General features: G+C 65.0%; 27 protein-coding genes and 2 riboswitches. Of the genes, 20 read left to right on the top strand and 7 right to left on the bottom strand.

Annotated features, from left to right (window positions below):
- The first annotated feature begins 111 nt into the window (after window positions 1-111).
- The gene (locus tag ON22_RS18275) at window positions 112-582 is read left to right on the top strand and encodes an RDD family protein (protein ID WP_033241283.1); all 471 of its coding nucleotides are present in this window, start codon (window positions 112-114) and stop codon (window positions 580-582) included.
- A gap of 66 nt (window positions 583-648) precedes the next feature.
- Here ON22_RS18275 and ON22_RS18270 read toward each other — a convergent pair whose 3' ends face one another.
- On the bottom strand, window positions 649-1,971 hold the full coding sequence (locus tag ON22_RS18270) for an aminotransferase class V-fold PLP-dependent enzyme (RefSeq protein ID WP_033241284.1): 1,323 nt from the start codon (window positions 1,969-1,971) through the stop codon (window positions 649-651).
- A gap of 46 nt (window positions 1,972-2,017) precedes the next feature.
- A riboswitch (SAM riboswitch) is annotated at window positions 2,018-2,132 on the bottom strand.
- Window positions 2,133-2,296: 164 nt separating this feature from the next.
- A riboswitch (SAM riboswitch) is annotated at window positions 2,297-2,386 on the top strand.
- A gap of 123 nt (window positions 2,387-2,509) precedes the next feature.
- On the opposite strand from ON22_RS18270, the gene ON22_RS18265 reads away from it, so the two are divergent.
- From ON22_RS18265 to ON22_RS18230, 8 genes are read left to right on the top strand one after another with little or no spacing between them, the layout of a single operon-like run.
- Window positions 2,510-3,358, top strand: a complete 849-nt coding sequence (locus ON22_RS18265; RefSeq protein ID WP_051157765.1) for a 2OG-Fe(II) oxygenase — start codon at window positions 2,510-2,512, stop codon at window positions 3,356-3,358.
- Window positions 3,358-4,044, top strand: coding sequence for a hypothetical protein (locus tag ON22_RS18260; RefSeq protein ID WP_033242173.1), 687 nt, complete (start codon window positions 3,358-3,360; stop codon window positions 4,042-4,044). Before ON22_RS18265 ends, ON22_RS18260 begins: the two co-directional genes overlap by 1 nt.
- Complete coding sequence (locus ON22_RS18255; protein WP_231507906.1) at window positions 4,002-5,414, top strand: MFS transporter; 1,413 nt, start codon at window positions 4,002-4,004, stop codon at window positions 5,412-5,414. Before ON22_RS18260 ends, ON22_RS18255 begins: the two co-directional genes overlap by 43 nt.
- Window positions 5,411-6,529: an LLM class flavin-dependent oxidoreductase gene (locus ON22_RS18250; RefSeq protein ID WP_033241285.1), complete on the top strand. Its 1,119-nt coding sequence runs from the start codon at window positions 5,411-5,413 to the stop codon at window positions 6,527-6,529. The genes ON22_RS18255 and ON22_RS18250 overlap by 4 nt, the downstream gene beginning before the upstream one ends.
- A gap of 22 nt (window positions 6,530-6,551) precedes the next feature.
- On the top strand, window positions 6,552-8,147 hold the full coding sequence (locus ON22_RS18245; protein ID WP_033242175.1) for an ABC transporter substrate-binding protein: 1,596 nt from the start codon (window positions 6,552-6,554) through the stop codon (window positions 8,145-8,147).
- Window positions 8,144-9,097 (top strand): ABC transporter permease, encoded by a 954-nt coding sequence (locus tag ON22_RS18240; protein ID WP_033241286.1) that lies wholly within the window; start codon window positions 8,144-8,146, stop codon window positions 9,095-9,097. The genes ON22_RS18245 and ON22_RS18240 overlap by 4 nt, the downstream gene beginning before the upstream one ends.
- A complete protein-coding gene (locus tag ON22_RS18235) occupies window positions 9,094-9,960 on the top strand; it encodes an ABC transporter permease (protein WP_033241287.1) in 867 nt (288 codons plus the stop codon). Before ON22_RS18240 ends, ON22_RS18235 begins: the two co-directional genes overlap by 4 nt.
- Window positions 9,953-11,371 carry an ABC transporter ATP-binding protein gene (locus ON22_RS18230; protein WP_033241288.1) on the top strand — a complete coding sequence of 473 codons (1,419 nt, stop codon included), beginning with the start codon at window positions 9,953-9,955 and terminating at the stop codon, window positions 11,369-11,371. The genes ON22_RS18235 and ON22_RS18230 overlap by 8 nt, the downstream gene beginning before the upstream one ends.
- Before the next feature lie 37 nt (window positions 11,372-11,408).
- Here the strand turns inward: ON22_RS18230 and ON22_RS18225 are convergent, their stop codons facing one another.
- Window positions 11,409-12,398 (bottom strand): alpha/beta fold hydrolase, encoded by a 990-nt coding sequence (locus ON22_RS18225; RefSeq protein ID WP_033241289.1) that lies wholly within the window; start codon window positions 12,396-12,398, stop codon window positions 11,409-11,411.
- Window positions 12,399-12,491: 93 nt separating this feature from the next.
- Here ON22_RS18225 and ON22_RS18220 point away from each other — a divergent pair, with 93 nt between their 5' ends.
- From ON22_RS18220 to ON22_RS18210, 3 genes are all read left to right on the top strand, one after another.
- Window positions 12,492-13,058, top strand: a complete 567-nt coding sequence (locus tag ON22_RS18220) for a TetR/AcrR family transcriptional regulator (RefSeq protein ID WP_033241290.1) — start codon at window positions 12,492-12,494, stop codon at window positions 13,056-13,058.
- A 64-nt stretch (window positions 13,059-13,122) separates the two neighbouring features.
- Window positions 13,123-13,383 carry a type II toxin-antitoxin system CcdA family antitoxin gene (locus ON22_RS18215; RefSeq protein WP_033241291.1) on the top strand — a complete coding sequence of 87 codons (261 nt, stop codon included), beginning with the start codon at window positions 13,123-13,125 and terminating at the stop codon, window positions 13,381-13,383.
- A 134-nt stretch (window positions 13,384-13,517) separates the two neighbouring features.
- Window positions 13,518-13,814: a hypothetical protein gene (locus ON22_RS18210; RefSeq protein WP_342446985.1), complete on the top strand. Its 297-nt coding sequence runs from the start codon at window positions 13,518-13,520 to the stop codon at window positions 13,812-13,814.
- 29 nt (window positions 13,815-13,843) lie between these two features.
- On the opposite strand, the gene ON22_RS35760 is transcribed toward ON22_RS18210, so the two are convergent.
- Both ON22_RS35760 and ON22_RS18205 read right to left on the bottom strand, forming a co-directional pair.
- Complete coding sequence (locus tag ON22_RS35760; RefSeq protein ID WP_081595665.1) at window positions 13,844-14,035, bottom strand: DUF397 domain-containing protein; 192 nt, start codon at window positions 14,033-14,035, stop codon at window positions 13,844-13,846.
- A gap of 2 nt (window positions 14,036-14,037) precedes the next feature.
- The gene (locus tag ON22_RS18205) at window positions 14,038-14,925 is read right to left on the bottom strand and encodes a helix-turn-helix domain-containing protein (protein ID WP_033241293.1); all 888 of its coding nucleotides are present in this window, start codon (window positions 14,923-14,925) and stop codon (window positions 14,038-14,040) included.
- A gap of 224 nt (window positions 14,926-15,149) precedes the next feature.
- Between ON22_RS18205 and ON22_RS18200 the strand changes: the two genes are divergently transcribed.
- The 5 genes from ON22_RS18200 (at window position 15,150) to ON22_RS38555 (ending at window position 17,717) form a co-directional block, all read left to right on the top strand.
- Window positions 15,150-15,803: a hypothetical protein gene (locus tag ON22_RS18200; RefSeq protein ID WP_033241294.1), complete on the top strand. Its 654-nt coding sequence runs from the start codon at window positions 15,150-15,152 to the stop codon at window positions 15,801-15,803.
- The gene (locus tag ON22_RS18195) at window positions 15,800-16,015 is read left to right on the top strand and encodes a hypothetical protein (RefSeq protein WP_033241295.1); all 216 of its coding nucleotides are present in this window, start codon (window positions 15,800-15,802) and stop codon (window positions 16,013-16,015) included. Before ON22_RS18200 ends, ON22_RS18195 begins: the two co-directional genes overlap by 4 nt.
- Before the next feature lie 84 nt (window positions 16,016-16,099).
- Window positions 16,100-16,495: a hypothetical protein gene (locus ON22_RS18190; RefSeq protein ID WP_033241296.1), complete on the top strand. Its 396-nt coding sequence runs from the start codon at window positions 16,100-16,102 to the stop codon at window positions 16,493-16,495.
- Window positions 16,492-17,094, top strand: a complete 603-nt coding sequence (locus ON22_RS35755) for a DUF3558 domain-containing protein (RefSeq protein ID WP_157170417.1) — start codon at window positions 16,492-16,494, stop codon at window positions 17,092-17,094. The genes ON22_RS18190 and ON22_RS35755 overlap by 4 nt, the downstream gene beginning before the upstream one ends.
- An 11-nt stretch (window positions 17,095-17,105) precedes the next feature.
- On the top strand, window positions 17,106-17,717 hold the full coding sequence (locus tag ON22_RS38555; RefSeq protein WP_081595663.1) for a DUF3558 family protein: 612 nt from the start codon (window positions 17,106-17,108) through the stop codon (window positions 17,715-17,717).
- A gap of 97 nt (window positions 17,718-17,814) precedes the next feature.
- Here ON22_RS38555 and ON22_RS18180 read toward each other — a convergent pair whose 3' ends face one another.
- A complete protein-coding gene (locus tag ON22_RS18180; RefSeq protein ID WP_051157763.1) occupies window positions 17,815-20,103 on the bottom strand; it encodes a TPR repeat domain-containing protein in 2,289 nt (762 codons plus the stop codon).
- Entirely contained in the window at window positions 20,090-20,413 is a 324-nt protein-coding gene (locus ON22_RS18175) for a hypothetical protein (RefSeq protein WP_051157762.1), read from the bottom strand. Before ON22_RS18175 ends, ON22_RS18180 begins: the two co-directional genes overlap by 14 nt.
- Before the next feature lie 178 nt (window positions 20,414-20,591).
- Here ON22_RS18175 and ON22_RS18170 point away from each other — a divergent pair, with 178 nt between their 5' ends.
- From ON22_RS18170 to ON22_RS35745, 3 genes are all read left to right on the top strand, one after another.
- Window positions 20,592-22,358 carry a hypothetical protein gene (locus tag ON22_RS18170; RefSeq protein ID WP_043740314.1) on the top strand — a complete coding sequence of 589 codons (1,767 nt, stop codon included), beginning with the start codon at window positions 20,592-20,594 and terminating at the stop codon, window positions 22,356-22,358.
- A complete protein-coding gene (locus ON22_RS18165) occupies window positions 22,355-23,119 on the top strand; it encodes an ESX secretion-associated protein EspG (RefSeq protein ID WP_033241298.1) in 765 nt (254 codons plus the stop codon). Before ON22_RS18170 ends, ON22_RS18165 begins: the two co-directional genes overlap by 4 nt.
- A 283-nt stretch (window positions 23,120-23,402) precedes the next feature.
- Window positions 23,403-23,852, top strand: coding sequence for a very short patch repair endonuclease (locus tag ON22_RS35745; protein ID WP_081595662.1), 450 nt, complete (start codon window positions 23,403-23,405; stop codon window positions 23,850-23,852).
- Here the strand turns inward: ON22_RS35745 and drmB are convergent.
- The gene (drmB, locus tag ON22_RS18160) at window positions 23,842-25,740 is read right to left on the bottom strand and encodes an MrfA Zn-binding domain-containing protein (RefSeq protein WP_033241299.1); all 1,899 of its coding nucleotides are present in this window, start codon (window positions 25,738-25,740) and stop codon (window positions 23,842-23,844) included. The two genes, ON22_RS35745 and drmB, sit on opposite strands and share 11 nt — an antisense overlap.
- Window positions 25,741-25,748 lie beyond the last annotated feature (8 nt).

Below are 25,748 nucleotides of genomic sequence, written 5' to 3'. Positions count from 1 at the left end.
AATCGGTTTCGGCTGCACCTCCTGCACCTGCACGTATGTCATCCTTGAGAGTCGACATGGACTGAGTAACACCTACAGGCAAGCCGGCCGCAGCGTTCGCCAGGAGGCGTGATGACTACAGGTGGTTTCGACCCGATGTACGGCCAGACGACCGGTATCGAACCGGCAGGTCTCGGTAAACGTGCCGTCGCCCGATTCGTCGACTGGATCATCGCCGCCATCATCGGCGCGGTCTTCTTCTGGCTGCTGGGCGTGGTCGCGGACCTACCCGACTGGGTGTCCGTCCTCCCGGGCGCGGCCTTCGGCTGGCTGTACTTCATCGCCTTCGAGGTCTCCTCGGGCTCGACGCCCGGGAAGAAGCTGCTCGGGTTGCACGTCAACGGGTCGGACGGCGCTCCGAAACCCAGCCTCAAGGACTCGGCGGTCCGTAACGCCTACATGCTGCTGAACATCATCCCGTGGATCGGCGGGTTGCTCTGGTTCGTTGCGGCGATCGCCATTGCCTTCACGATCAGCTCCAGCCCGACGAAACAGGGCTGGCACGACCGAGTGGCCGGCGGCACCCAGGTCATCGACGAATAACTACAGGGTCGATTCTGCGGTTCTGCACGCAACGAGTGGACGGATCGCGCCGCCGGGGTGTCCGCTTCAGGATGCTGCGCAGGGTGCCGCGCCCGTTGCGGATCCGGGGGCGAGCCGCTCGCGCGTCTCCGGTGTCGGGCTCCACTGCCCGTCCTGCTGCCGGTAATTCCAGCCTGTACCCCGATCGACCAGCGCCGCGATCGCGGCTACCAGCCGATCGACGTCGCCGGCGCGGGTGCCCAGTCCGATACTGGCGCGCAGCGCGGCGGCGACACCGAGGCGGTCCAGCACCGGGTGTGCACAGAATCGCCCGTCCCGCACGCCGATGCCGTGCTCGGCCGAGAGGTATGCGGCGACATGACCCGGTTCGACGCCGTCGACCGTGAACGCCACGATCCCGACACTGTCGGTGCTGTCGCACCAAATGCGTAGAAACCGCACTCCCGGAATGCTTTCCAGGCCGTCGCGGAGGCGCGTGGTGAGATACCGCTCGTGTTCGGTGATATCGGCCTGGTTCAGTGATCCGAGGGTGTCGCACGCGGCGGCCAGCGCGGCCACACCCAGGACGTTCGGTGAACCGGCCTCGTGCCGCTGTGGGGCCGCCGCCCATTCGACACCGTCGGTTGTCACCTCCCGCACTGCGCCGCCTCCGGCGAGATAGGGTTCGGCGGTGTCGAGCCAGTCCCGGCGGCCGACCAGCACACCGGCGCCGAACGGGGCATACAGTTTGTGCCCGGACAGCGCGAGATAGTCGATTCCGTCGGCGCGCAGGTCGATCCGCCGATGCGGCGCCAGTTGTGCGGCGTCGATCGCGATGCGCGTGCCGAACCGGTGGGCGAGCGCGGCCAGCCGGTCCAGCGGGAGGATCTCACCGGTGACGTTAGATGCGCCGGTAACAGACAGCAGCGCAGCGGGTTTCGTGCCGAGTTCGCGCGCCAGCCGGTCAAGGGTTTCGTCGACCGTGTCCGCGGCTTGCACCACCCGGCGTCCGTTCCGCCGCCATGGCAAGAGGTTGGCGTGATGTTCGATATCGAGCACCACGGTGTCGCCCGGAACGCAGGCGGCCAGCAGGTTCAGGGCATCGGTTGTATTACGAGTGAACACGACCGCCTGGTCGTCGGCGCAGTTCAGAAAACGCGCGACGGACCCACGGGCGGATTCGTAGCAATCGGTCGATACGCGCGAGGCGTAGCCGGCGCCGCGGTGCACGCTGGCGTAATACGGCAGCAGCGCGGCCAGCCGGTCGGCGACCTGGGTCAGTGCGGGCGCACTGGCGGCGTAGTCGAAATTCGCATAGGTGCGGGTTCCGCCCTGTACCAGGGGGACGCGCAGATCGCGGCCGGAAACACAGGCCGCAGCAGCATTACGGGTATCGATGGTGACTGTCATCGGAACAATCCTCGGGGTCCGGGACCCCGGAGTGGACGAGAGCCGGAGTCCGCGCTTGCCGCGCCCGATCGGGAAACGGCCCGGTCGTCACCCGGAGCACCCCACCGCGGAGGAGGGTTGCCGACCAGCAAGCCGGGGCTTGAACACTGGTACTCATGACCTGAGCCGAGATTGGCAGAGGCCCCGCGGGTTGTCAACACCGGGTGTTTGCAGTGTGTGTTGAGGTCACCGTGATTAATTACGTCTGACCTGCGCTGGGGTGCGGAGTGAGAATCTCGGACCATTGCCGTAATACCTTGCGCTGCATATGTTCCGAATGCACGGATTCTCATCACGAGCGACCGAGAGACTGGCTCTGCGACGTCGCGGCAACCATGGATTTGTCCACAAGGTGCTAATGCCAGACCGATGAACCGGGTCAGTCGCGTGTCCGCAATCGACGCGGCTCTCGTCGACCGCACGTGATCGAACACGTGCCGTTCGCACTGCGAACGACCGCAAACGGCGCCGGAATACCTCCGGCACGGGGAGGAACACGATGACGGAAGCACTCGAAGCAGCTGCCGAAGCCGATACCGCCGCCACGGGCGATCCAGCAGAGGAGCGATTTGCTCGGCTGACCACCACAACGATCCAGGAGTTCTCCGCCGACCATCTGCTGCAGTTGCTCAAAGGTGACGTCTATGCGGTGCGGGTGCGCGGTGTCGTCGCCGGCCCTGCGCTGGACGGGCTGCGCGGGCGATTCGTCGGCCGGGATGACCACGGACCGCTGGGCACCGATCCGCAGTTCCGGCGGATCGGCTACGCCTTCTCCGAAGTCGCCGCGGGAGAAGAGTCCGCCTATTTCGATGCGGCAGCCGAACATCGTAAGCGCCTCCGAGAACTCGCCGCGCCCTACGCGTACCCGACCGATACGATCCGGACACTGCTCGACGAAGCATGGCCGGCGGGAACCACACTGCTGACTTCGCAGAGCCGGAAATTCTTCGCCGGGGTGGTCCGCTATCAGCAGGCCGGCGTGGATCTGGAGCCGCACACCGACAATGTGCAGCGGAATCTACCGGATGAGGACGACCTGGGTATCCGCCGCCAGTTGTCGGTGAACGTCTATCTCGATATGCCCGACCGTGGCGGCGAACTCGAGGTCTGGGACTCGTACCCGTCCGAGGACGATTACCGCACACTATCCGGTGAGCGGGCCTGGGGTATCGACCGCGACGCTGTCGGAGAACCGGCGCTCACCGTCCGTCCGCAGGTGGGCGAGGCGATTTTCATCGACCCCCGCCGAGTGCATGCCGTGACGCCGTCGCACGATCGTCCCCGCGTGACGATCGGGCTCTTCATCGGAGTGCGCGGCCGGGACGAGCCGCTGGGGGTGTGGAGCTGATGACACTCACCGTTACCGCGCCGGTCGGCTCCGCATCGCACAAGGCGGCGTTCGATCTGAAAGGCCGGCAGTACGATTACGCCGGTCGCTCGACGATTCTCCTGGTGAGTGTCGGTGCCGAGTACCACGAAGGCGAGAAGTTCGGCGCCACCGTGGACCTGCTCAACCGCAGCGAGTTCGGGCATGTCACGGTCGCTGTGGCCGATACCTTGCAGCGGCACAATCTGGAAGTCCCGTCGGCTCGGGCCTACGACGAGTCGCGTCGGCTGGGTGATCAGTGGGTGGCCCGCAACCGGCCGCTGCTCGACCTGCTCACCGCCGATATCGACATCCTCCGCTGGGACGACGCACTCGTGGACCCCCGCTATCCGCGAGCCCTGAGTGACGTCCGTGCGGCGTACACGTCGAATACGCGCTATCGGGAGGCGATCGACTCGACCATCGATCGCTTCGTCGCCCGCCGGGACAGCGATGCCGGAGATATCGACCACGTCCGCCACCGCTGCCTCACCTATCTCCTGGAAGAGGTACCGATCATCCAACCATTGTGGGCTGCGGAGGGTTACGACTTCGTCGTCTACCCGCAGCAGATCTCGGCCGCCATGCAGGCGACCCGTGATCTGTTCGTCGAGGAAGGGGCCGCGTGGCTGCCGCTGCGTTTCAAGAAGCGGAAGTCGGCGCGGTGAGCGTCGTCGACCACGAGCTGTCCGCCGGGCGGCGCACCGCCGGTTTCGTCGGCCTGGCGACGGCGTCGTTCCTCGGCTGTATCGATTTGACGATCGTCACCACCGCACTGCCGACGATCACCGGTGAACTCACGACGACGATCGGTGTCTCGCAGCTGGTGCTCACCGCCTTCCTCACCGCGCTCGCCATGTTCATGGTGACCGCGGGGCGGCTCGGCGACCTGTGCGGCCGGCGGCGAGTGCTACTGGCCGGACTCGCGGTGTTCGTCATCGCGTCGGTGGCGGCGGCGCTCGCCCCCGGTATCGGCTGGCTCATCGGCTCCCGGTTCGTGCAGGGTGCCGCGTGCGCGGTGCTCTATACCGGTACGTCCACACTGGTGGAACAGCTGTTCCCGGAGGGTGAGCGGGGGCGTGCGATCGGCTGGCTGTATGCGGTGAACGGTATCGGCCTGGCCATCGGACCGGTACTGGGTGGGCTGCTGGTGCCTGTGTTCGGGTGGGCGTCGGTGTTCTGGATCAATGTCCCGTTCGGGCTGTCGGCGATCGTGCTGATCGCGTGGGCAGTACCGGCGCCGGCGCCGAGTTCGCGCACCGGGCTGGATATCCCCGGGCAGGTGTTTCTCGCGCTGTCGGTGGCCGCGGCGGTCGCCTTCGTCTCGCTTCCGGAGAGCATCGGCTGGCTCAGTGCGCCGGTGCTGATCGCCGCCGTCGTTGCCGTGCTCGCCGGTGCGGGATTGATTATCGCGCAACGGCGGGCGGCCGATCCGTTGCTGCGGATCGGGTTGTTCGCGCATCCGCGATTCGGCGCGGCGCTGCTGTCGGATTTCTTCCTCGCCGCGTTCTACGCCTCCGCTCTGCTGGTGCTCCCGCCCTACCTCGCGGACCGGCACGGCCTCGACGCCCGCGCCACCGGTGCGGCGTTGCTGCTGGTGAGTGTCACGATGGCGCTCGCCTCCCCGCGGGTCGGGCGCTGGGTGGACCGGGTGGGGCCGATTGTGCCGTTGCGTTTCGGTTTCGGTTCGCTCGCGGTATCGGCGGGGTTCACGGTGGTCGCCGGTGCGACGGGGTCGCTGGTGGTGCTGCTGGTGGGTTTCGTGTTCTTCGGTCTCGGGTGGGCGCTGATTCTGGCGCCCGCCACCCTCGCCGCGTTGACCTCGGTGGACGATGCCGAATCCGGTTTCGCCATCGGGGCCTCGTGGACCTTCCACAACCTGGGTGGCGCGATCGGTGCGGCCGTTGTGGTCGCGGTGTACACGTCGTCGGATGCCGGGGGTGGATTGGCGGCCGCGGCGGTGGTGTTGCTGGTGCTCGCGGTGGTGGCACTGGCCGCGAACCTGGTGATCAAAGACCGGAAAGGAGTCCGGTCGTGACCGAACTCGGAGTGCTCGACCTGGTGCCGATCCGCAGCGGCGGTACCGCCCGGCAAGCGCTGGACGAAGCGGTCGAGCTGGCCCGGTACGCCGAGGAGTCCGGTTACCGGCGCTACTGGCTGGCCGAGCATCATTTCGCCGCGCTCGCCTCCGCGGCACCGGCGGTTGTGGCGGCACATGTGTTGTCGGCGACCGAACGGATTCGGGTCGGTGCCGGGGCGGTGCAGCTCGGTCAGCGGGTGGCGGCGCGGGTCGCGGAGGAATGGGGCACGCTGGCGGCCCTGCATCCCGGCCGGGTCGATCTCGGCCTCGGCAGAAGCGGGGACCGGGCGGAGAAATATCGCGACGCCCTGAGCCGGGCACCGGTCGAGAACGTCGTGGCCGTCGATGAGCATCCCGTCGTCGACGGCGTCGTCCTGCCCGAACCCCGGGATCTGCGCGGGCTCGTCGATTCGCCGCGCGCCGCAACAGGCCTGGCGTTGCTCACCCCACCGGGAGAGGCGCCCGACTACGCGAGTCAGGTGCGGCAGATCCTGTCGCTGCTCGACGGGACCTGCGCACCCGACGGAGTCGACACCCCGCTGCATCTCACGCCGGGGGAGGGCACGGATCTGCGGCCCTGGATTCTCGGCAATTCGCCCGGCGTCAGTGCGCGGCTGGCGGGACAGCTGGGCTTGCCGTTCGCCGCGAACTATCATCTCGCGCCCGGACAGACGGTCCAGACCGTGCGCGCTTACCGCGAAGCCTTCACCCCCGGCGTCCTCGAACAACCGTATCTGGCTGTGTCGGCGGACGTGCTGGCCGCCGATACCGCCGACGAGGCGCGCCATCTGGCGAAATCGTTCCTGCCGTGGGTCGACGCCGTCGCCCGGGGCGCGGGAGCCATCCCCGTCCCGGACCCCGACGACGTCCCGGCAGCCACCGTCCGCGAACTGACCGCCCGGCACTCGGCGCGGGTCGCGACCCGGTTCGTCGGGACCCCCACCGAAGTCACCGGACGCCTCCGGGCGCTGGCCGATCTGACGGGCGCCGACGAACTGATCCTCACCACCCTCGCTCATCGGCATGAGGACCGCATTCGTTCGCACCGCTCGATCGCCTCGGCCTGGCGCTGAAGCCCGACGAAACGAGAACACCATCAAACCCATCACGCGGGCGGTCACCGCCGCTGTCGCCCTGTCCGTCGCGATACCACTTGCGGCCTGCGCAGGCGCGGATTCCGCCGCCGATATCCTCCGCTACGGTCTGTCCTCGGCGCCCAGTTGCCCCGACCCCGCCCAAGCGAGCACCAATCAGACCGTGAACGTGACGCGGCAGGTGGTCGATTCGCTCGTCGACCAGAATCCCGAAACCGGCGAGTTGACTCCGTGGCTGGCGCAACGGTTCGAAACCTCGCCGGACGGCCGCAGTTTCACCTTCACGCTGCGCCCGGATGTCACTTTCAGCGACGGGACACCACTGACCTCCGAGGTGGTCAAGCAGAATTTCGACGCATTGGCGGCTCCCGCGTCCGGTGACGCCGGTTCGACCCGCACGCTGCAAGCCTCCGGATTCCTGCTCGGCTACGAAGGCACCCGCACACCCGATCCGCGGACCGCGATCGTGCGGTTCAGGGAACCGAATGTGCAGTTCCTGCAGGCCGCCTCGACAACTCAGCTCGGCATTCTCGCGCCGGCGACGGTGGGCCGCTCGTTCGACGAACGCTGCCTCGCCACCAACGTGATCGGTAGCGGGCCCTACACCTACTCGGAGTGGGAACAGAACAGGTCGGTGACCATCGAGCGTCGCGACGACTACCGCTGGTCCGCCGATATCGGTTTCGCCGAAAAGTCCCGCTACCAGCGAATCGAATTCAGCGTCGTCCCCGAATCGAATGTCCGGGCGGGCAGTATCCAGGCGGGGCAGCTGGACGCCACAGCCGATCCGCAACCGCAGGACCGGGAAGGCCTGGCCGCCGTGGGCGCCGCCTTGGTATCCCGGCCGAATCCCGGTCTGCCCTTCGTGATCCAGTCGAATGTCTCGCGCGGTGTGCTCGCCGACCGGGAGGTTCGCCGTGCGGTGCTGACCGCCCTCAACCGCCCGGAGCTGGTCGGCACGGTTCTCGGCGACGATTTCGAACCGGCCACCAGCGTGCTGGCGTCGACGACTCCCGGCTATCGCGCGGACCCGAATATCCGCTACGACCTGCAGGCGTCCGAACGGGTGCTCGACGCGGCCGGCTGGCGCGGGTCCGGCGGCGGCATCCGGGAGAAGGACGGACAGCGGCTGACGTTCGACGTGATCTATTCGCCGGAGTTCTATGGCAACAAACCGATTCTCGAGCTCATACAGCAGCAATTGTCCGCGGTCGGTATCGAGATGACGATCAGCGCCCTGTCCAACGACGACTTCCTGTCCCGTCGTTCGGCCGGGGATTTCGACGCCGTGTACTACAACGTGACGCGCGCCGATCCCGATATCCTCCGGTCCCGGCTCGGCGCCGACGGCACCAACTATTCGCAGCGCCGGCCCGATCCGCAGATCGACCCCGTGCTCGACCGGCAGGCCGGTGTGGCTGACCAGGCCGAGCGGCACCGGCTCGTCGCGCAGATTCAGAACCGGTTGGCCGAGGCCGGCTACGCGATCCCGGTGGCCGAGTTGTCGCAGGTCGCCGCGGTGGCCGCCGGATTCGGCGGGATCGGTTTCGACGCGTCCGGCGTGCTGCGGCTGCAATTCGAGGACAGTGGGTCATGACGACGGCCTTCGGTCGCCGGATCCTGGGGCGTGTCGCGGCCGGCGTGGTCGTGGTGTGGGCGGTGTTCACCCTGGTGTTCGCCGTGCTGCGAGTACTGCCCGGGGATCCGGTATCGCTCGCGGCGAACGCCGACAGCGGCGGCGTCCCACCTTCAGCGGCGACGATCGCGGCCCTGCGCGCGCAATACGGTCTGGATCGGCCGCTGTGGCAGCAGTACGTGACCGCGCTCGGCGATTTCGTCACCGGCGACTGGGGGACCTCGGTGGTCACCGGGCAACCGGTCACCACATCGCTGCTGGAGGCGCTGCCGTCGACCGCGGCACTCGCGGCGGTGGCCTTGTTGCTCGGTGCGGTCGCCGCCTTCGGCCTCGCTTTCGGCGCGACCTTCCGCCCCGAAGGGGTCCTGGCGCGTCTGGTGGGGCAGTTGCCGTCGATCCTGGTGTCGGTGCCGACATTCGCCGCGGGCCTGATCCTGATCCAGGTGTTCGCTTTCGGTTTGGGGCTGGTCCCGGGGTTCGGTGACGACGGTGTGCCCGCCTTGATCCTGCCCGCCGTCACCCTCGCCGTCCCCATCGCCGGCTATCTCGGCCAGGTGATGGCATCAGGGATGCGGGCCGCGGCAGCACAGCCGTTCGTCGATGTCGCCCGCGCGAAAGGAGCGACCGAGGCAGCGGTGCATCTCCGGCATGTGGCCCCGGCGGCGGCATTGCCCGCGGTATCGGCGCTCGGAGTTCTGATCGGTGCCGCCCTCGCCGGTGCCGTCGTCGTAGAAACCGTTTTCTCCCGGGCCGGTCTCGGCCGGCTCACCCAGCAGGCGGTCGCCGCCCACGACGGGCCTGTGCTGTTGGCCGCGGTCGTGCTCTCGGCGGCGATCTTCGTGGTGGTGACCCTGGCCGTCGACCTTATCGGCCCGTTCATCGACCCCCGAGTCGGGAGCGTGCACACATGACCGATATCGCGGGCGGGCATATTCTCGGCCGCGCACTGCGGCAGTTCGCGGCCCGCCGCCCGCGCGCCCTACCTCCTCCCGCCACCATCCTCTCCGCCGCGGTGCTGCTGTTCGCTCTGCTCGCGACGGCGGCCCCCGGTGTGCTGACCCGCGGCGATCCCGTCGCCGTAGCACCGGCCGACCGGTTGCAGCCGCCCAGCGCGACCCACCTGTTCGGCACCGACCAGTTGGGACGTGACGTCTTCGCCCGGATCGTTCACGGCACCGGCGCCTCGCTGACCGCCGCGCTCTTGGCGGTTGCGATCGCGGTGGTCGGCGGCGGCCTCCTGGGTGTTGCCGCCGGCTATCTCGGCGGGTGGACGGACCGGGTCGGGATGCGGATCGTGGATGTGCTGCTCGCCGTGCCGAGCCTGCTGTTGTCGATGACGGTGATCGCCGCGACGGGCGGCGGGACCACCGAACTCGGTATCGCGGTGGGGATCGCCGGGGTAGCCGCGGCCGCCCGCATCATCCGGTCCCGCACCATGCAGCTGCGGTCTGCACCGTTCGTCGAGGCCGCGACGGTGAGCGGGTGGCGGCGGCCGGTGGTTGTGGGCAGGCATGTGCTGCCGCATCTGTGGCCGACCGCGGCCGCTGTCGCCTCGGTGGAATTCGGTCAAGCCGTCCTGGCGGTCGCCGCACTGGGTTTCCTCGGGTTCGGGCCGGCCCCGCCCGCACCGGAGTGGGGCGCGATGGTCGCGGACGGCAGAGCGTTCCTGGGCAGTGCGTGGTGGCTCACCGTGATCCCGGCGCTGATCATCATGGCTGTCGTGCTCGCCGCCTACAGGCTCTCCCGAGTGATCGAAGGAACACCCAGTGCTTGAGATCGACGAGTTGAACCTCACCTTCGGCGACACCCCTATCCTGCGGGAGGTGTGCCTGCGAGTGCAGCGCGGTGAGGTCGTCGCCGTGGTCGGCGAATCGGGAAGCGGGAAATCCTCGCTGGCCCGGACGATCCTCGGCCTGCACCCCGTCCGCGCCGGAGTGGACGCCGCTCGGTTACGGCTCGACGATTCCGATCTGCCCGAACCGGGCGCGCGGGCGTGGCGGTCGGTGCGTGGCCGCCGCGTCGGCTATGTACCACAGGATCCGGGCAACTCCCTGAACCCGGTGCGCCGTATGGGGAGCCAGGTGCGTGAGGCCCTGCGGTTGAGCGGTGAACCCGACAGCGAAACCGAAGCCGCGCACCGCCTCGCCGAGGTCGGCCTGACCGATCCCTCGTATGCGCGCCGGTATCCGCACGAGATGTCCGGCGGCCAGCGTCAGCGGGTGCTGATCGCGATGGCACTCGCCGGCCGCCCCGGCCTGGTGGTGGCCGACGAACCGACGAGCGCACTCGACGCGGAGGTCGCCGAGCAGGTGCTGGACGTGCTCACCGAACACACCGGCAGCGGCACCGGCCTGCTCCTGATCACCCATGATCTCACCATCGCCGCGCAGCGGGCGGACCGCGTGGTCGTCCTCGATGGTGGACGCGTCGTGGAGTCGGCGCCGGCCGGCCGGGTCCTGGGCAGCCCGGAAAGTATAGCGGCACAAGCGCTTCAGAACGCCGTGCTCGGACGGGCGTTCCCCTTACCGGCACCGTCTCCGGGACAGCCCGCGTTGAAAGCCCGGTCGTTGACCAAACGGTTCGGCAAGGTCACCGCAGTGCACTCGGCCGACCTGACGGTGCACCGTGGTGAGACCGTCGCCGTCGTCGGGCCCTCCGGCTCGGGCAAATCGACCCTGGCCCGCATGCTGACCGGGCTGGCCGTGCCGGACGAGGGGAGTGTCGAATTGTATGGCGGCCGGGTGCAGCTGGTGTCACAGAATCCGTTCTCCGCGCTGGAACCGAGATGGAGCGTCGGACGGATCGTGGCGGAATCACTGCATCCGTCTCTCGGCCTCACCCGGTCGGAGCGGTCACGGCGCGTCCACGAGGTTCTCGACGAGGTGGGCCTCGGCGCGGCGTTCGCCCGCCGCCGGCCACACGAACTCTCCGGAGGGCAGAGTCAACGTGTGGCCATCGCCCGAGCCCTGGCCCCCCGGCCCGCGATCGTCGTGCTCGACGAAGCAGTATCGGCGCTCGACGTCGTATCCCGAGCGACGGTCCTGGACATCCTCGGCCGACTCCAAACATCGCACGGCACAGCGTACGTGTTCATTACCCACGACACCCTCGTCGCCCGCGATATCGCACATCGCACGATCGAGGTGCGCGCGGGCCGGGTGAAGGAACTCGAGCTCGGTCCCTGAGTTCCCGAACATCTGCCGATTCGGCGTAGTGGCCGACTCAGCGGTCATGGGCGGACCAATACCGAAGCAGCTCCGGTCCGAGCTGCTCGGCGGCCTGCATGGGCAGGGAATGCGTGGTCTCGGGCCAGACAGTGACCGGGCTCTTTCCCAGCGCCCGGGCGCGGTCGGCGGCCGCGTGACCGCCGGCCAAGGATTTATCGGCGGCGATATCGATCCGGACCGGCATGGCCATCGACTTCCATTCCGCGTCCGTGAAGGTCCGCGGCACCAGGGTGGATGCCTTGTAGTGCCGGGCCCCCTCGTCGACCATCACCGAGACAGGCGTGCGCTCCCGCACTTCTTCGATCGAAACGCCGCCGATCTGCGCCAGCGCGTAGTCCTTCCACGCCTGCGGCACCGGCAGTGTCAGCAGGGCCGACCACAGGTACATCGAGACCGGCAGCCCCGAAAGCACCACCACCGGTTCGAGCAGTGTCAAAGAGGCCACCCGTCCGGGGTGGGCGAGCGCGTGGGCAGCGGCGGTGGCACCACCGAAGGAGTGCCCCACTACGTGGGCGCGAGTTATTTCGAGACCCGCGAGTGCCTGCTCCACCCACACTGTCCGATCGTCGAACGAGGTGAAGGGAATCGATTGGGTGGACATTCCGGAATCACCGACGGCGTCCATCGCGTATAGGGTGCGTTTGCCGATCCAGTAGGGCAGGTTCTCGGCCCACATCGGTACGCCCGAACGGATTCCGGGCAGGAATACCACCGGCGTTGCACTCTCGCGTCCCTCCGTGGCGGTCCACTCGTATACCCGGACGGTGCCGTAATCGGTGAAGATATCGTGGGTGCGCGTGGGTGTGGGCACTGTCGCCATCGCCGCGTCGTATGCGGCGCGGTAGGACTCGAACCCTTCCCGGCTGCGCCAGTGCCCCACCGTCGGCTCCGGCGCGACAACCGAGGCGACTTTATCGGCGACCAACCACGCGGCCACCACCGCGGCCAGGATCTTCAGGATGCTTCGGTTCGGCTTCGCGCCCATATCCGCTCCAGAAAAAATACAGTCGTATTGTTCGGTGACCCCAGCGTACACCCGGTTCAATACGATCGTATTTTCCGCCGTTAGTATGGCGGGATGAGCAGCGCGACCGCCGACGAACGCCGTACCGCGATCATCCAGGCGGTATGGCAGGTGATCGCGGAGCATGGCATGGGCGCGGTATCCATGCGCAACGTGGCCACGGCCGCTGGAGTGTCGGTGGGGCGAATCCAATACTGGTTCACGAGCAAGGACGAACTCCTGCGCGCCGGTCTCGAAACCATGGTGTCGGGCGCCGCGCAACTCCACGCCACCGCCACCGAGCACGCCGACGACCGCGAAACACTATGGCAGCTGATCGGGCAATCCATCCCTCGCGCAGAGTCGTCCAGCGCCGGAGTCTCGGTGTTCCATCAATACGTCGCTGCCGCCATCAACCACCCAACCCTGGCCCGCATACTCGCTGATGCGAAGGACGGCGCCGAAAACGACGCCGCCCGATTACTCGCCAGGATCGCCCCCGAACTCGCAGACCCCCACCTCGCGGCAAGGTCACTGATCGCCACCGCAGACGGTCTCACCATGCGGGTCCTCATCGGCAGCCTTACAGCGGCGGAAGCCGAACGGGCCTTACGAGTCACGGTGGAACGGTTCACGAACTGAAAAACCGGTGTGCGTGCTGGGCTTGCGCCAGTCCGTGGGGAACCAACAGGAGTAAGGGGTTTGTATGGCCAAACGTAAAATAACGGTGAACATAGACGAAGAGGTCCTGGCGAAGGTGCGTGAACTGGGCGACGCGCACCTGTCTGCCGTTATGAATGCGGCCCTGGCCGAGCGCGTGGATCGGTTGGCGCGACGAGACGCTCTTCGTGATCTTCTCCACGGTTGGGACCAGGCCGTCGGCCCGGTCGGAGATGACGACACACGCGATGCGGCTGCAGCGTTCGATGAGCTCGAGGGGATCGGTTTCGGTGGTGAGATCGCCTGACGCTACCGATAGTTTTGGGCTCTACCGGCCGCCCGCGGCATGCGACCCGAGCGACCGAAACGGGTGCAAGCACTTCTCGCGGAGGCGTACCGCTGCGGAAGTGAGGTCCAGTTGCCGACGGTGTCTGCGCCGAGGTGTGTCGTGGCGCCGGCCGCAGGCGGCAGGTGGAAACTCTGGTTGCTCGCACGCTACGCGACAGCGCAGCGCATCGGCCGGTGCTGATGGTGCCCACCGATTTCGACCTCGCCCGTCAGGTCGGCGCGATCCTCAACAGCGCGAAGGTGGGTAGCCGGTATCTGGCCGATGTGCATGTGGTCGCGGTGTGTGTTCAATACGGTGGTGGCCTGGTGATCACTTCGGATCCCGGCGACATCATGCATCTCGCGGCCGCGGTTCCGGCTGCCCGGATCATCACCCGCAGTCCGGACTGATCCGCTGCCGCGAAACATCTAGCAGGGTTTCAGCTATCGGCCGAGACTGCCCTGAGGAATGCCGCCCACTCACTCGGCCCGAAAACAAGCGCGGGGCCGACGGGGTTCTTCGAGTCTCGAACACCGACTGCATCGGCTGTGTGCGCAACCTCCACGCATTCGCCACCGTGCTGGCTGTAGCTGCTCTTGAACCAGCTCGCACCCGATAGGTCAGTGCGCATATTCACCGCTCCCTTGCTAACTCTCTGAGCGCTTGCCGGCTATCCGGACCGGCAATCGCCCTACCTCTGATGAGATCGTACGTCCGGAGAAACCTCGCTACGTCGCTCCGATCCTCGATGTACATGTTGCCGACGACTCCTTCCAAGAAGACCACGGGCGGCTCTACGGGCTCCCCGGGTGCTGATTCGCCGAAAAGGAGGACCACGAAAGGCGGCATGGAAACGCCGCCGGGGAATCCTGCGGTAAACGGCAGAATGGCCAGCTCGATGTTGTCTCGAGTGGACATATCGGCAAGATGCCGAAGCTGCGCGGCCATGACGCCGCGGCCGCCCGCCGCTCTCCGTAGGGCGGCCTCGCCGACCACCACGTCCAGGGTGACCGGCTGTGTACGTCGGGTGATTATCTTCTGGCGCTGCATCTTCAACTGGATACGACCCGCCTGCTGTTCGGGATCGTCGTCCGGACCCTGTTCGTGCGCCAGTGCGCGATCGTAGTCTGCGGTCTGCAACAGGCCGGGCACCAACTCAGGCTGGTATGAAAGGATTTTCGTGGCCGCCGCTTCCAAGCCTACGTAAACATCGAAATCCTTCGGGATCAGATCACCGTACTGGTGCCACCAGTTCTTGACGTTCGCCTGCTTGGCCAGTCCGATCAGAGCTGCTATCAGATCGTCCGGAACTCCGTACAGGTCGCAGGCAGCCTGGATGTCCCGGGTCTTGATCCGTGAGTTCTCGCCTTTCTCGAGTCTCCCGAGACTGGTAGCCCCCATCTCCAATAGCTGGGCGGCTTTGGCCTGGGTGTAGCCGGCTCGGGTTCGCCACTCCAGCAAGTGCCTTCCGAGTTGGCGCCGGGGCAGCGTCGATCCGGTACCGCCGAGGTCTTGAGGCATCTGTCCTCCGTTTCGGGGATTCGCATTTCACCGATTCGGTGCAAGCCCTTCACCTGGCACGGTTCTCCTGCAGGCAGTTTGGAGAGCTTCGTCCGGAGGCACCGAAACGGTGGGACATCGAGCTCTGTGAAGTGTGTCATAGAGGCGCGCGCGGCCGTGCCGGTTCCGAATATCCAGTGCCCGAGCGCATTTCCCAGCCCATTCGATGTCCTCGAGGTGCCGCCATGACTCAGCCGACCGGTAAGTGCGTTCCCCACCGCCCCCGAGCGCTCGGCTATCTCCGAACCGATCTTTCGTTCAACCAGGCTCTCCATGCGGAAGCTATCCGCGTACTCGCCCGAAATCAGGGTCACACACTGGTTTACATAGTCCGGCTCGGGCCCGATTCAGTGCCAGACCCAATCAGCCACGTCCTCGACATTGTCCGCGCCACCGCGGCGACCACACTGATCGTCCCCGACCTCGGCCACCTTGAGAACCATCCTGGCCGCGTCTGCGACACCTGCGATCTGATCACAGTATGTCCGGAGCAGCTGTGGATGAAAGCCGGCGCCAACACCCTTGATATGGCGAGTGACCCCATCTGGTTGCCGGAGATCTGGCACAGCGAACCCGCCACACGGCTCCGTGTCGCCGACGCGCACCGAATCATGCAGGCGCACCGATGCTGCAACCCTTTGAACTGCCCTCGCAAGGCCGCCGCCTTTGCGCTGCTAGTCGAAACCGGCAAACTGGTCCCCGCCACCCGCAGTCCCCGTGAACGAGCAGCTGCCCGCGGCCTCCCTTACCCACCGGCCGAACCGGCCACCGTGAGCACAGGCCAGTCCCTCGCGGTTCTCGAACGGTTGCTCGCCGGACTCACCCGGACAGAACGATGAGCGCGGTCCCAGCACGTCGTTCGGGCGCAGACGTCCATCTCACCGTCCTCCTGCACGGGCTCCGTCTCGAGTATCGAGCCCACCCCACCGCCGCCCAGCTCTTTCTCCAGGAGTGGACTGCGCACCACGGCAACCACACAGCGGAAGTCCTCGGTGCGAGCCCGGCCGACCTCCCACGCCTCCCGTGTGAGCGGCTCTACCTGAATGGCTGAGACCGCCGTGTTGCACCGGCGACGCTCACTAGGCATTACCTTCTGTTAGCCTGAGCAGCCGAAGCCGTTGAGGGGGTCCTATCGATGAACGAAACCGCAATCGACTACGGCCAGGCGCAGATCACGGCCTTCAGTAACGCCGCAGCCGCCGGAGAAATCCAGTATGACCCGGACGTTGCTCGTCAAGCCGCTGCGGAGTATCAGAAGATGGTCAATGGGCTCCTGGAAATCCGGAATCGACTGCGAACGGCGACCGAACCGCGGGGGTTCGGGGGCTTTCAATCTGCGCTGGACCTGCAGCGTGGGTTCGGTAGGAAGGCAGCCGATGGGCTGATGGTCCTCGACCAGCTGGTCCAAGGAGCCATGCAGCTCCAAGAGGCATATTTTCGCTCCGGCAACCTCATTGCCGAGGCGGATCAGAGTAACGCCGCCCGGACCAGATTTGTTGCCGAAGCCACTGGACTTGGAGCACCTCAGTGATCAAGAGACTTGCGCTGATCCCGGCTTCGCTGGCACTTATCTCTGTCGGTGCTTGTACGGCTCAGGATAATGATGCGGCTACGCAGGAGCCTTCCAATGTTGCGACAGCACCCAGCATTGCGGCAACGGTGCCGCCGACATCGAGTCAGGTCAACAAGGGTAGGCCCGTGGTCGATCGTGACCCATGCACGGATCTCGGTGATGAGGCTGTCGGCGCAGCTGGATTCGACCACATGACGAGGCAGCGGATCGACCGTATATTCGACACATACTCATTCGTAGGGTGTCAGTTCGACCATAAGGAACGTGACCAATTCGGCATGATGGTCACCACCCGGACTCTCCAAGTTTATTCGACGAATGTAACGCTCGATGAATTCCGTGAGCGGGAGGGTTCATCCGCAACGCCTGCTCAGATAAATGGGCGCGCAGCCATAACATACACAGAACCGGCTGCAGAGGCTTGCTACATGGTGGTCGAGACAAGCTACGGAACTCTCGATATCTCGAAGAGTGTTGCCAGCGTCTTCACGCAGGAAAAGCCCTGCGACAATATGCAAGATATCGCTTCTGAGATCGATTCCTCCATGCTGGATTGACAGGGTTTTTAATGAAGATTACCGTCGCGGTGTACCCTATGGCTCTGGTTGCCATTCTATCGGCTGGTTGTGCAAATCCGAACGATCCTGACACCACCGCCTTTCCTCCCAGGCCGCCGGGGCCGCCGGTGATTGAGATCTCCGTGTCACCAGTGGAAACTCGGACCGATGACGGTCGGCCATTTACTGGGGCTGACCCTTGTCTTGAGTTGGGCGACGACGTGATCGAACGCGTCGGTTTCGACCCCCTCAGTCGGGCGCGGAATGAGCAGAGTCCGTCTGACCACGTATTCGTCGGATGCAGGTTCGAGGGGCGGGAGTTGGCCTCCCCGCCTTCGCCTTCGCAGTCTTCGGTGGTGACAGGCCTTCTCAATGTGACTTCCTCTGATATTACGTTGGGCGAAATACGAGATCGAGTCGAGACCGCAAAGGATACGGAAGTGGGCGGGAATGAGGCCCTTGAATATGTTTACGGTGATGACAAGATATGTGATGTCATCGTTGAACGGCCCTATGGGACTCTTTCCGTGCGCAGGTCGGTCGTACGGATGAATTCCAATGAGGAACCTTGCGCTGGAATGAACGAGCTCGCCGAGGAAGTTTCATACTATCTTTCCGAATAGAACCTTACTTAGAGTAGGGGGAGTTCTGCTCTTCGGGGTCTCGATGCCGTGAATTATTGTTTACTTCTTTCAACGACATTTATCCTGTACGACTGACTTAGTCGGTGATGTACTGATCCAGTCCTCGGGTGTCGGTGAATTCCTTGAATATATCCCAGGTGGTCGAGTTTGCTCTGATGTCACCGAATTTCATCGGACCATTCTCCGTCTGCAATTCCGCCGGTAGCGCGCCGGCGGAATACGCCGCGTTGAGGATGGCCTCATTCGCGCTGATCACGGCATCGACATTCATCATCTGCTCGTCCGGACGGTTGAGGAATTGGTAGTCCGGATTGGCGCCGAGCACGTTCTCCACCGCCTTCTGAACCGTCTCGCCAGCTTCGACTCCTGCGAATCCGAGCCCCGTTTCGACTGGCTTGACAGCGCCGACGGCTGTATCGGCTATTCCTCCCGCCACCTGCGCACCCAGCATCTTCGCCCGGTGGAGGGCATCGGTCGGGTTCAGGACTTCTTCCCCTTTGATCTGATCCTGATGGATCAGCGCATTCCATATGGCCTTGTCAGCGCGGCCGGATAGTGTGCCGACGTCGCTATCGTCCAATCCGGCCGTAACATCGCCCGGATTGTCGCGCATGGCCTTGGCGAGTTCGTCGATGCGGTACTGTTCGATTGCGGCAGTCAATGTGACCCTGCCTTCATCGCTGTAGCTCCCGAGTTGCATTAGACGGTCCGCTTCCTGTGCGCTCCATTCGACTCGGCCGTCAGGGTAGACAGTTGTGGCTCCGAACCCGGCCGCCATTCCGGGAATACTGACCGACTCCAGATTCTGTGAAACTGCACGGCTGACCGCCGCGGACAGTTCTGGACTGTTGGCAATACCTTCCTTACTCTTTTCCCATACCGCGGTGTCATCGGTGGGAGCCAGCATCGCCCCGAGACTCGCGAGCGCCTGTCGGCCTCTCTCACCCCGGGGGTCGTCGGCAGGCAGGGCGGCCTCTTCGGTGATCCGGTTCACCATGGTGGAAGCCGCTACCCCATTGTCGGAACCGGACCAATCATGGCTGAGAAGACTACGGACGGTTTCCTCGGGCTTGTACCCGTCGGGCATACCTTCGCCCGTCCAGATCTGGTGGCTACTGTCGTCATTGCGCCCCGCAACACCAAGGAATTGAGCGGCAGCATCATCTCGATCCGGCCAATCGAACTGGTCTTGCACCATGTCCGACGATTTGAGAACCATCTGGGTGCCGAGCTCTGTGCCGGGCTCGTAGGCAGGATGGGCCTCTCCGAAGAGAGCCGCGAGGGCGTTGGTGTCCTCCCACTGCTTCTGAAGTCCGGCTGTCGGGCCGCCCGGCACATTGGGTTCGAGCGGGTCGGGGTCCGTACGCCGGGATTCGAGTAGTTGCCGAACGCTTTCGGGCAGCTGCTGGTAGCTGCCAGGGTTCGTCAGGGTCCCGTCGGGGTTTCGGCCGGTGCCGATGTCCTCGTTGCTCACAACCATCAGTCCGTTTGCCAGGTTGTCGAGTTGGCCGGCAGCATTGGGATTACCGGCGGCCTCTTCGGTACGAAGATGCTCACTGAGCGCCAGAATGCCGTCTTTGCCGGCCGACTGGTACAGACTGCGGTAGTACTCTTGAACGTCGGCAGGTAGATTGTCGACTTCGCCGCCCGCCGCGAGGACCCGTAGCTGCTCCTCCGTCAGAGTTCCTTGGGGAAGACGGCCAGCGATTTCTTCGAGAATCTCGGTGTTCTCTTTGTCCGGGAGCGAACCATCGGCCCATGTCGCGAGTGCTTCGCCGTCTTCCTTGCCGAGTCCACCGGAGTCATTGGGGGAAACCGAGGTCACGGAGACTCCGTCGCCGATCTGGTCACCTCTGACCCGAACTTCTTGAGTCGCGGACGTTATCGTGATGCCGACTTCGCTGACCGCGTTGGCTAGGCTGTAGTAGGCGGCGTTGATGGCGTCCTGATGCGCATGGACCTTGTCGGTGACCTTCTGCTGATCTCCTTGGGACAGTCTTGCCCCGGTGCCTGACACGGCCCAGTTGTCGGCGACCTGCAGCCGCACAGGACATGTCGGGTCGTTCTCGGCTTCGCCGACCTTGCCGAGCAACAGGCGGCGTTCGTTTGCCAGCCGCTGATCAGCGTTCCGGAGGGCGACAGCCACATCGCGGATCTCCTGGGACAGCTTCCGGCCCTGGTCGTGTTCCTCCGTGAACCGGTCGGCTGCCGCATCATGCGCTGCTCCCGACCAGCTGGTGCCGGAAAACTGCGGGAGCAACCGGCCGAGTTCTGTCTCGTAATGCTGTGTGTCGGTTTCGAGTTCGGTCGCCCACTCCGACAACTTCGCGGTGTTCCAGGATTCGACCTGCTTACGGGTTGGCATGCTCGCCACCTCCAGGAATCCGGAAGTCCATGGTGTTCAGTTTGTCCTTGAACTGCTGGTCCGTGGTGTTCATATCGTCGGCGCTCTGCCTGACGATCTCCGACAACGCCCGCATCCGCAGGGCTATCCGGAGCCACGCGCCCTCGGTGAACTCGCCCGCCTGCGCACAGATCGTTCCGAGGTTGCAGCCCGGGAGTGCCGTTCCGATCTGGTCTCCGGTGGTGCGCACGTCTATCGTGTCGATCTCCCCGCCGATGTCGTCCAATGTGTCGGCCAGCTTCTTCAGCTGGTCGATATCAGCTTCGAGCATGCGCCGATAACCCCCTCGAACTCTCGGCCCCGTCGGCTCGGACGGTCGTCAACAACAGGTGCGATCAGACGATATCCGAGCCGACGATGCCGGGGCCAGCGGGAGGTGTGCTGGAGATTGCTGTGTTAATCTCCGGCCAGCGGGCTTTGCCGGTGTGCCCGTGAGCAAAGGGGGCTGTGTGAGCGAGCAGGAGCTGCCGGAGGTTCTGCTACCGGGTGTCGGTGACTACGTGGCGAATCAGCAATCGCAGGCCGCGGTGCAACAGTCTACGAAGGCTCAGGACCGAGTGGCGTCATGGGACTCCGGGCTCGCCGACCTCGGCGCCGGCACCGACCCTGATTTCGTCACCACCCTCGAACATTTCGAGGGCATGACTCATCAGGCCTTGTATCAAGCGGTTCACGGCGAAGCTGGAATGGACGCGGCCGGCTTGCGGACGCTGCAACAGGTGTGGCGGGAGAACTACTCGGAACTTCTTGATCTGACGACATTCAACCGGCTGGGTTTGAACCGGATCTTCTCGGATGGCCTGTGGACGGGTGCTGCTGCCGACGCCGCGCAGGTCGCCTCAGAACGGTATGCGCTGGCCGCCAACCAGATCGGGCAGGTTTTCGCTTCTGTGGCCGACCGTCTCGACGCGCTGGCATGGTCGGCCGAGGCACTTCGCGCCGCCGTGCAGCCGCCTCCTGGCCCGGCGGTGCTGCTTGCCGACCCGGACAACCCCAGCCAGTCGCTGCTACCGGGCCTGGTCAATCCAGAGTTTTCGGATCAGGATCGAGCGGCCCGGGAAGTGGCGCGGCAAGAAGCAGTGCGCGCCCTCAACAACATTTACAAGCCGACTTACCCACCGGCTGGTTCTGGTGTGCCCACATATGTAACCGTGCCGCAGATGGCCGGTGATACTCCTGGTGCCCCCGGCGGGACCAGTCCAAGCACGCCGGGGGCTCCGGTGACGACATCCACAACGCCGCCGGGTACACCCACCGCGCCGGGAACGCCCGGAGCGACGATTCCACCTGGCGGAGACACCCCCGCCGGCCTCGACCCGAGCCAGCTCGGAGCTTTGGAAGGGCTACTGCCAGAAACCGGCATGACGCCTGACGACCCGGCTGCGACGACTCCTGCGGGGGTCACGCCGAGTACTACAACCATGCCCGGCAGCCCTGGGCTCGGCACAGCGGCTCCCACGTTGGACAATTCGGATCAGCCAGGTCGCACGGTAAGCAATCCCGGTGGGCCGGGGGCGCCCGGTGCATCGACCACCCAGCCCGGAGCGATGGCGACCGGAGCACGGGGTGCGCCGCCCGCTGGCCGCGGCCCGATGATGCCCATGGCGCCGGGCGCTGCGGGGAACCGCCGTCAAGAGGACGATGACGAGCACACGGCTCCGGACTACCTGCGCCGTGTATACGACGAATGGACCGAGGGTCTCGCAAACCCGGAGGGCGTGATCGGCGCAGACCCGGCTTTCGAGCCGGACCCGAGCGACCAGCTCCCCAGACGGAGCTCATTCGTAGCCGACGAGTTCGACGACTTCGTCGATGATTTCGCGCGCCCGGGAGCGGCTCCGGAAAATACTCGGGCCGCTCGGTTTTCGGTGACTCCTGCTCCGACAAGTCCTGCTGCTTCGCCTGCCTGGCCCAGCCAGAGCGCGCCAGCCGTCGCTGAGTCGGAAGTACCGCCCGCCGTTGCCGCCCGCGCTGGCTCATCGGCACCTGCGTCCAACAGTATCCAGTCGCAGTCGGCGACCACCCGCAACGAGTCCTCAGTTCCGCCAGCGCACCCGGCGGATCCCGAAACCCCAGTTCAACGCGAAGACCACGGTTCCACGCCGGTCCCCGCAGAGGCTGGCACCACGAGCCCCGCCGAACACGAAATCTTCACAGTGACCGGCAGCGGACCGATCATGGACTTCGACACTGCTGGGGACGATTCGCCCAGATGACGGACTCTTCACGGCAACGGTGGGTACTCACCCCGGACGAATTCGCCTGGGTGTGGACGGAAACAGGCAGCGATGTCTATCCGGACCCGATCAGCATCCTCGAATCGCCCACTACCGAAGATGAATACCACCTGCTGACCCGAGCGATCAGCGTTCGGTACCCGCGAGGCGACCATCCGGAACTGACCGATGCGCTTCGTGTTCTCGCCGATCCCGATCTACGGATCATCGGCACTGGCTACTCACATCGGTTCCCTGAGAAACGCCTGCGAGTAGTTGCAGCAGCCGTCGGCGAATCCGGAGCGGTCGTGGTCCAACGCTCAGGCCCGACCGCGGAAGTCGGCGGTGACATCCAAGTGTTCACCACTCCCCGGGCGACCCTGGCCCGCCATGTCGCGGCGGCTATGCCGCCGAGTACAGCTGGACCAGTGGAGAGGATGGTCGGCTACACGCCGCGGATACGAGGTGACGAACCACCGACAACCTATTTTCAGGACAGCATCGGCCGACCACCAGTCGAGGAACGAATCCGCGCCTTCCTCCGTGCACCGCGGGCTGCGGAAGGCCACTTCACCATCGCCACCCACGTGTCACGTGGCGCACCGCCGACTTACCTCAGTTGGGTTGATATCCGGGAAGATCGCCCTGCGGCGGGTCGATACCTGATATCCGTCGACGAGAACCAGACGACCGTGTCCCCGGCGGCCCGCGAGGACGTCCAGCGCCACCTCTCCAGATCGATATCGGTGTCGGTGTGGTAGAGCTGCGCGCAGCCGGATCCGGGATGCAACCCGGTGTTCAGTAGACCCGGCGGCCGTTGGTCACATGTAGGCGACGTTGACTGCGCTCATCGAGTCAGCCCGGTCGGGAGGCTCGATGAGCGCAGTAAACAGCACGTATCAAGTCCGACCCGACCGCATGCCGCGCCGCCTGTGTTCCCACTAGTGGTGACTTCGGATCCGTTCGCGTCGTCGAATCAATCCGGAACCGTGTCGGCCCGATCGGCAGCGATGGAAGTCATCACAAGCGCTGTACCGTGAAAGCATGCCGTTACAGCCGACGACGAGTTCATGGGCGTCGAGTCCAGGCCGTCGTCGTAACATGCAGGCGAACCGCTCACGGGACACCAAACCTGAGCTGGCAGTCCGCCGAGCGCTCCACAGCCTCGGCCTTCGCTACCGGGTCGGGATTGTTCCTGAACCAAGTCTCCGCCGACGTGCTGACATCGTCTTCACCAAGGCGCGCGTTGCCATCTTTATCGACGGATGCTTCTGGCACGGCTGCCCAGAGCACGGCCGGGCGAAATTCAATCACAACACTGAATACTGGCCAGCGAAAATCGCGGCCAACGTGGCTCGCGACGCAGATACGACAGATCGCCTCCGCTGTGCCGGTTGGACTGTTCTTCGGTTCTGGGAGCACGAGGACGTAGCCGATTCTGCTGAGAGAATTCGGCAGGTCGTCAACATGAACAGGATTCCTCCTACTGGATGAATGTGGCGAAGTATCCCAAGCTCGGCTCCGCGAATGTTCCAACCACGAGGCCCCTGTCGAGAAACCGGTTGAACTCCTCGCAACTTGTTTCCGGCAGAAGTGCGCACCCGTGGCATGCGGCCAAGTTGCAGGAGTCCGGACCCTGTCCTTTCTCACCGGCATCCATACAAACCGGGTCAGTTGTGCACCAGCGGGAATCGCTAATAGCCGATGCGAATACCGAGCGCAGGTTGTCGGGTCGCGCCATTCGCACGAGACCGCCCATTGTGCCCTCTGAATCGCCAGCCGCCGTATAGATGAGCAATCCTGCCATTTCTCGCGCCTGCGCGGCCGACACATAGAGCCGTTCGCGCAGAGAGGCCGAGCTGTAGCCACAGGCGAAAACCAGCTCGTTGATGAGCAGGTGCCCGAGAGTATGGAGCAGGATGAAGCGCGGGCTAAGCGTCCTGTCCTGGAGTCCGCGACGCGAGGCTACCTGGCCGTAATGGTCGGTTATCTTTTGTGCGCGTGCTTGTACCTCGGCTCTGGCCTCCCATGTTGCCAGTCGCTGGGGGTTGAGTTCGAAGAAGATTCCCTCACCTTTGACGACGTAGGCTGGGAGCCAATCCTGGACAGGCGAGAGCGGTTTTCGTCGCAGGAGGGCCTTTCCTACACTGAGCTTCAGGACATCATCGCGAACACGGGTGAACCCGCGAAGCGCCCTGGTCTCTCGGAGAACATCGACCGAACGCACCCGCTCCAGGTGTGAATCAAGATCAGCATGGATACCGGGATCGGTCGCTGTCAGGTACTCATCTTTCGGAGTCTCGCGAATGCGCTGGAACTCTGGGTAACGCCACTCATCGTCGCCTGTGAGCAACTCGGCGTCAGATTCTTCTCCAGACTCAGGTGCCGCTGCTCCAACGCCAAGTAGGTCGCGGTAGCCAGCGATGAGTTCTTCGTCGGAAATCGGGCCGAAGAGTTCTGGAGGAACGTTCGTGAGAAGTTGATCCCGGAGCATCTGCACGTCGAGCGCGGCTCCGAAGATACTGTGCAGCGTCCGCATCGTCCCGCTCACGGCCGGGTGCCGCATCAGCTCGTGCATCTCCGCACTGACCGCCCCCTCCTTGCGGGGAAGGTAGATCGACGACTCGACCTTCGGAAAATAGACGTTGCCTGCAGCGCGCAGGGCACCGCGCATGGGCTCACCACAGTGACCCTCGAGCTGTGCAAGCCAGGGTCGTGCACCAGTGCAAAGGTATGGGCCAACTGTCGAAGAAAGCTGGTCACTGAGGGTTGTACGCTCTTCGCCGTTGACGAAGCGGGCTTCGGTAATCCCGCGCAAGTTTCGCTCATTCTCACATCCGTCACAGGTGACCCGCTGCCCCTCGAGGCCGCCACCACCGACGGACTTGAGTCGCAGCGCACCGTTGCAGGCTGGCTGGTGTGTCCGGTGTACCCACTTGTCGAAAGGAAAGTCATCGAGGTGGCCTTCCGCGCAGACAGCGACGAATGGCACCTGTGACATCCGCGGTTTGTGTTTCCAGTCGGCGTGCTTCTTGTCTTTGCAGACGACGGGCTGCTGCATAGTGAGCGTGGCGAGCTCCAGGCGCTTGCAGAACATACAGAAACACCAGCGGGGGAAACGCAGCACTGGGACGGTCAAATTGACGTTGCGGTTGTCGTTGCCCTGCCCCTGGTAGCGGAAGTCGGGCGGCAGCCGGAACTCTGAGACCTTCAGGCGAGCTTCGAGTCGCCAGTCATGCTCCTGGTATTCCTCGAGCGCAAGGCTGATGGTGTCGTCTGGCTCATACCAGTGGTCGAGTCCCGCGGTGATAACCGACGTGCCGTTGACGAGCACGCTCATTGCCCCGACGCCGAACGGGGTGACGAGCTGGGCTCGCCTCATTGCTCCGG

This window comes from Nocardia carnea NBRC 14403, from assembly GCF_000308515.1.
GTDB classification, from domain to species: domain Bacteria; phylum Actinomycetota; class Actinomycetes; order Mycobacteriales; family Mycobacteriaceae; genus Nocardia; species Nocardia carnea.
This window is presented reverse-complemented; position numbering and strand designations above follow the sequence as displayed.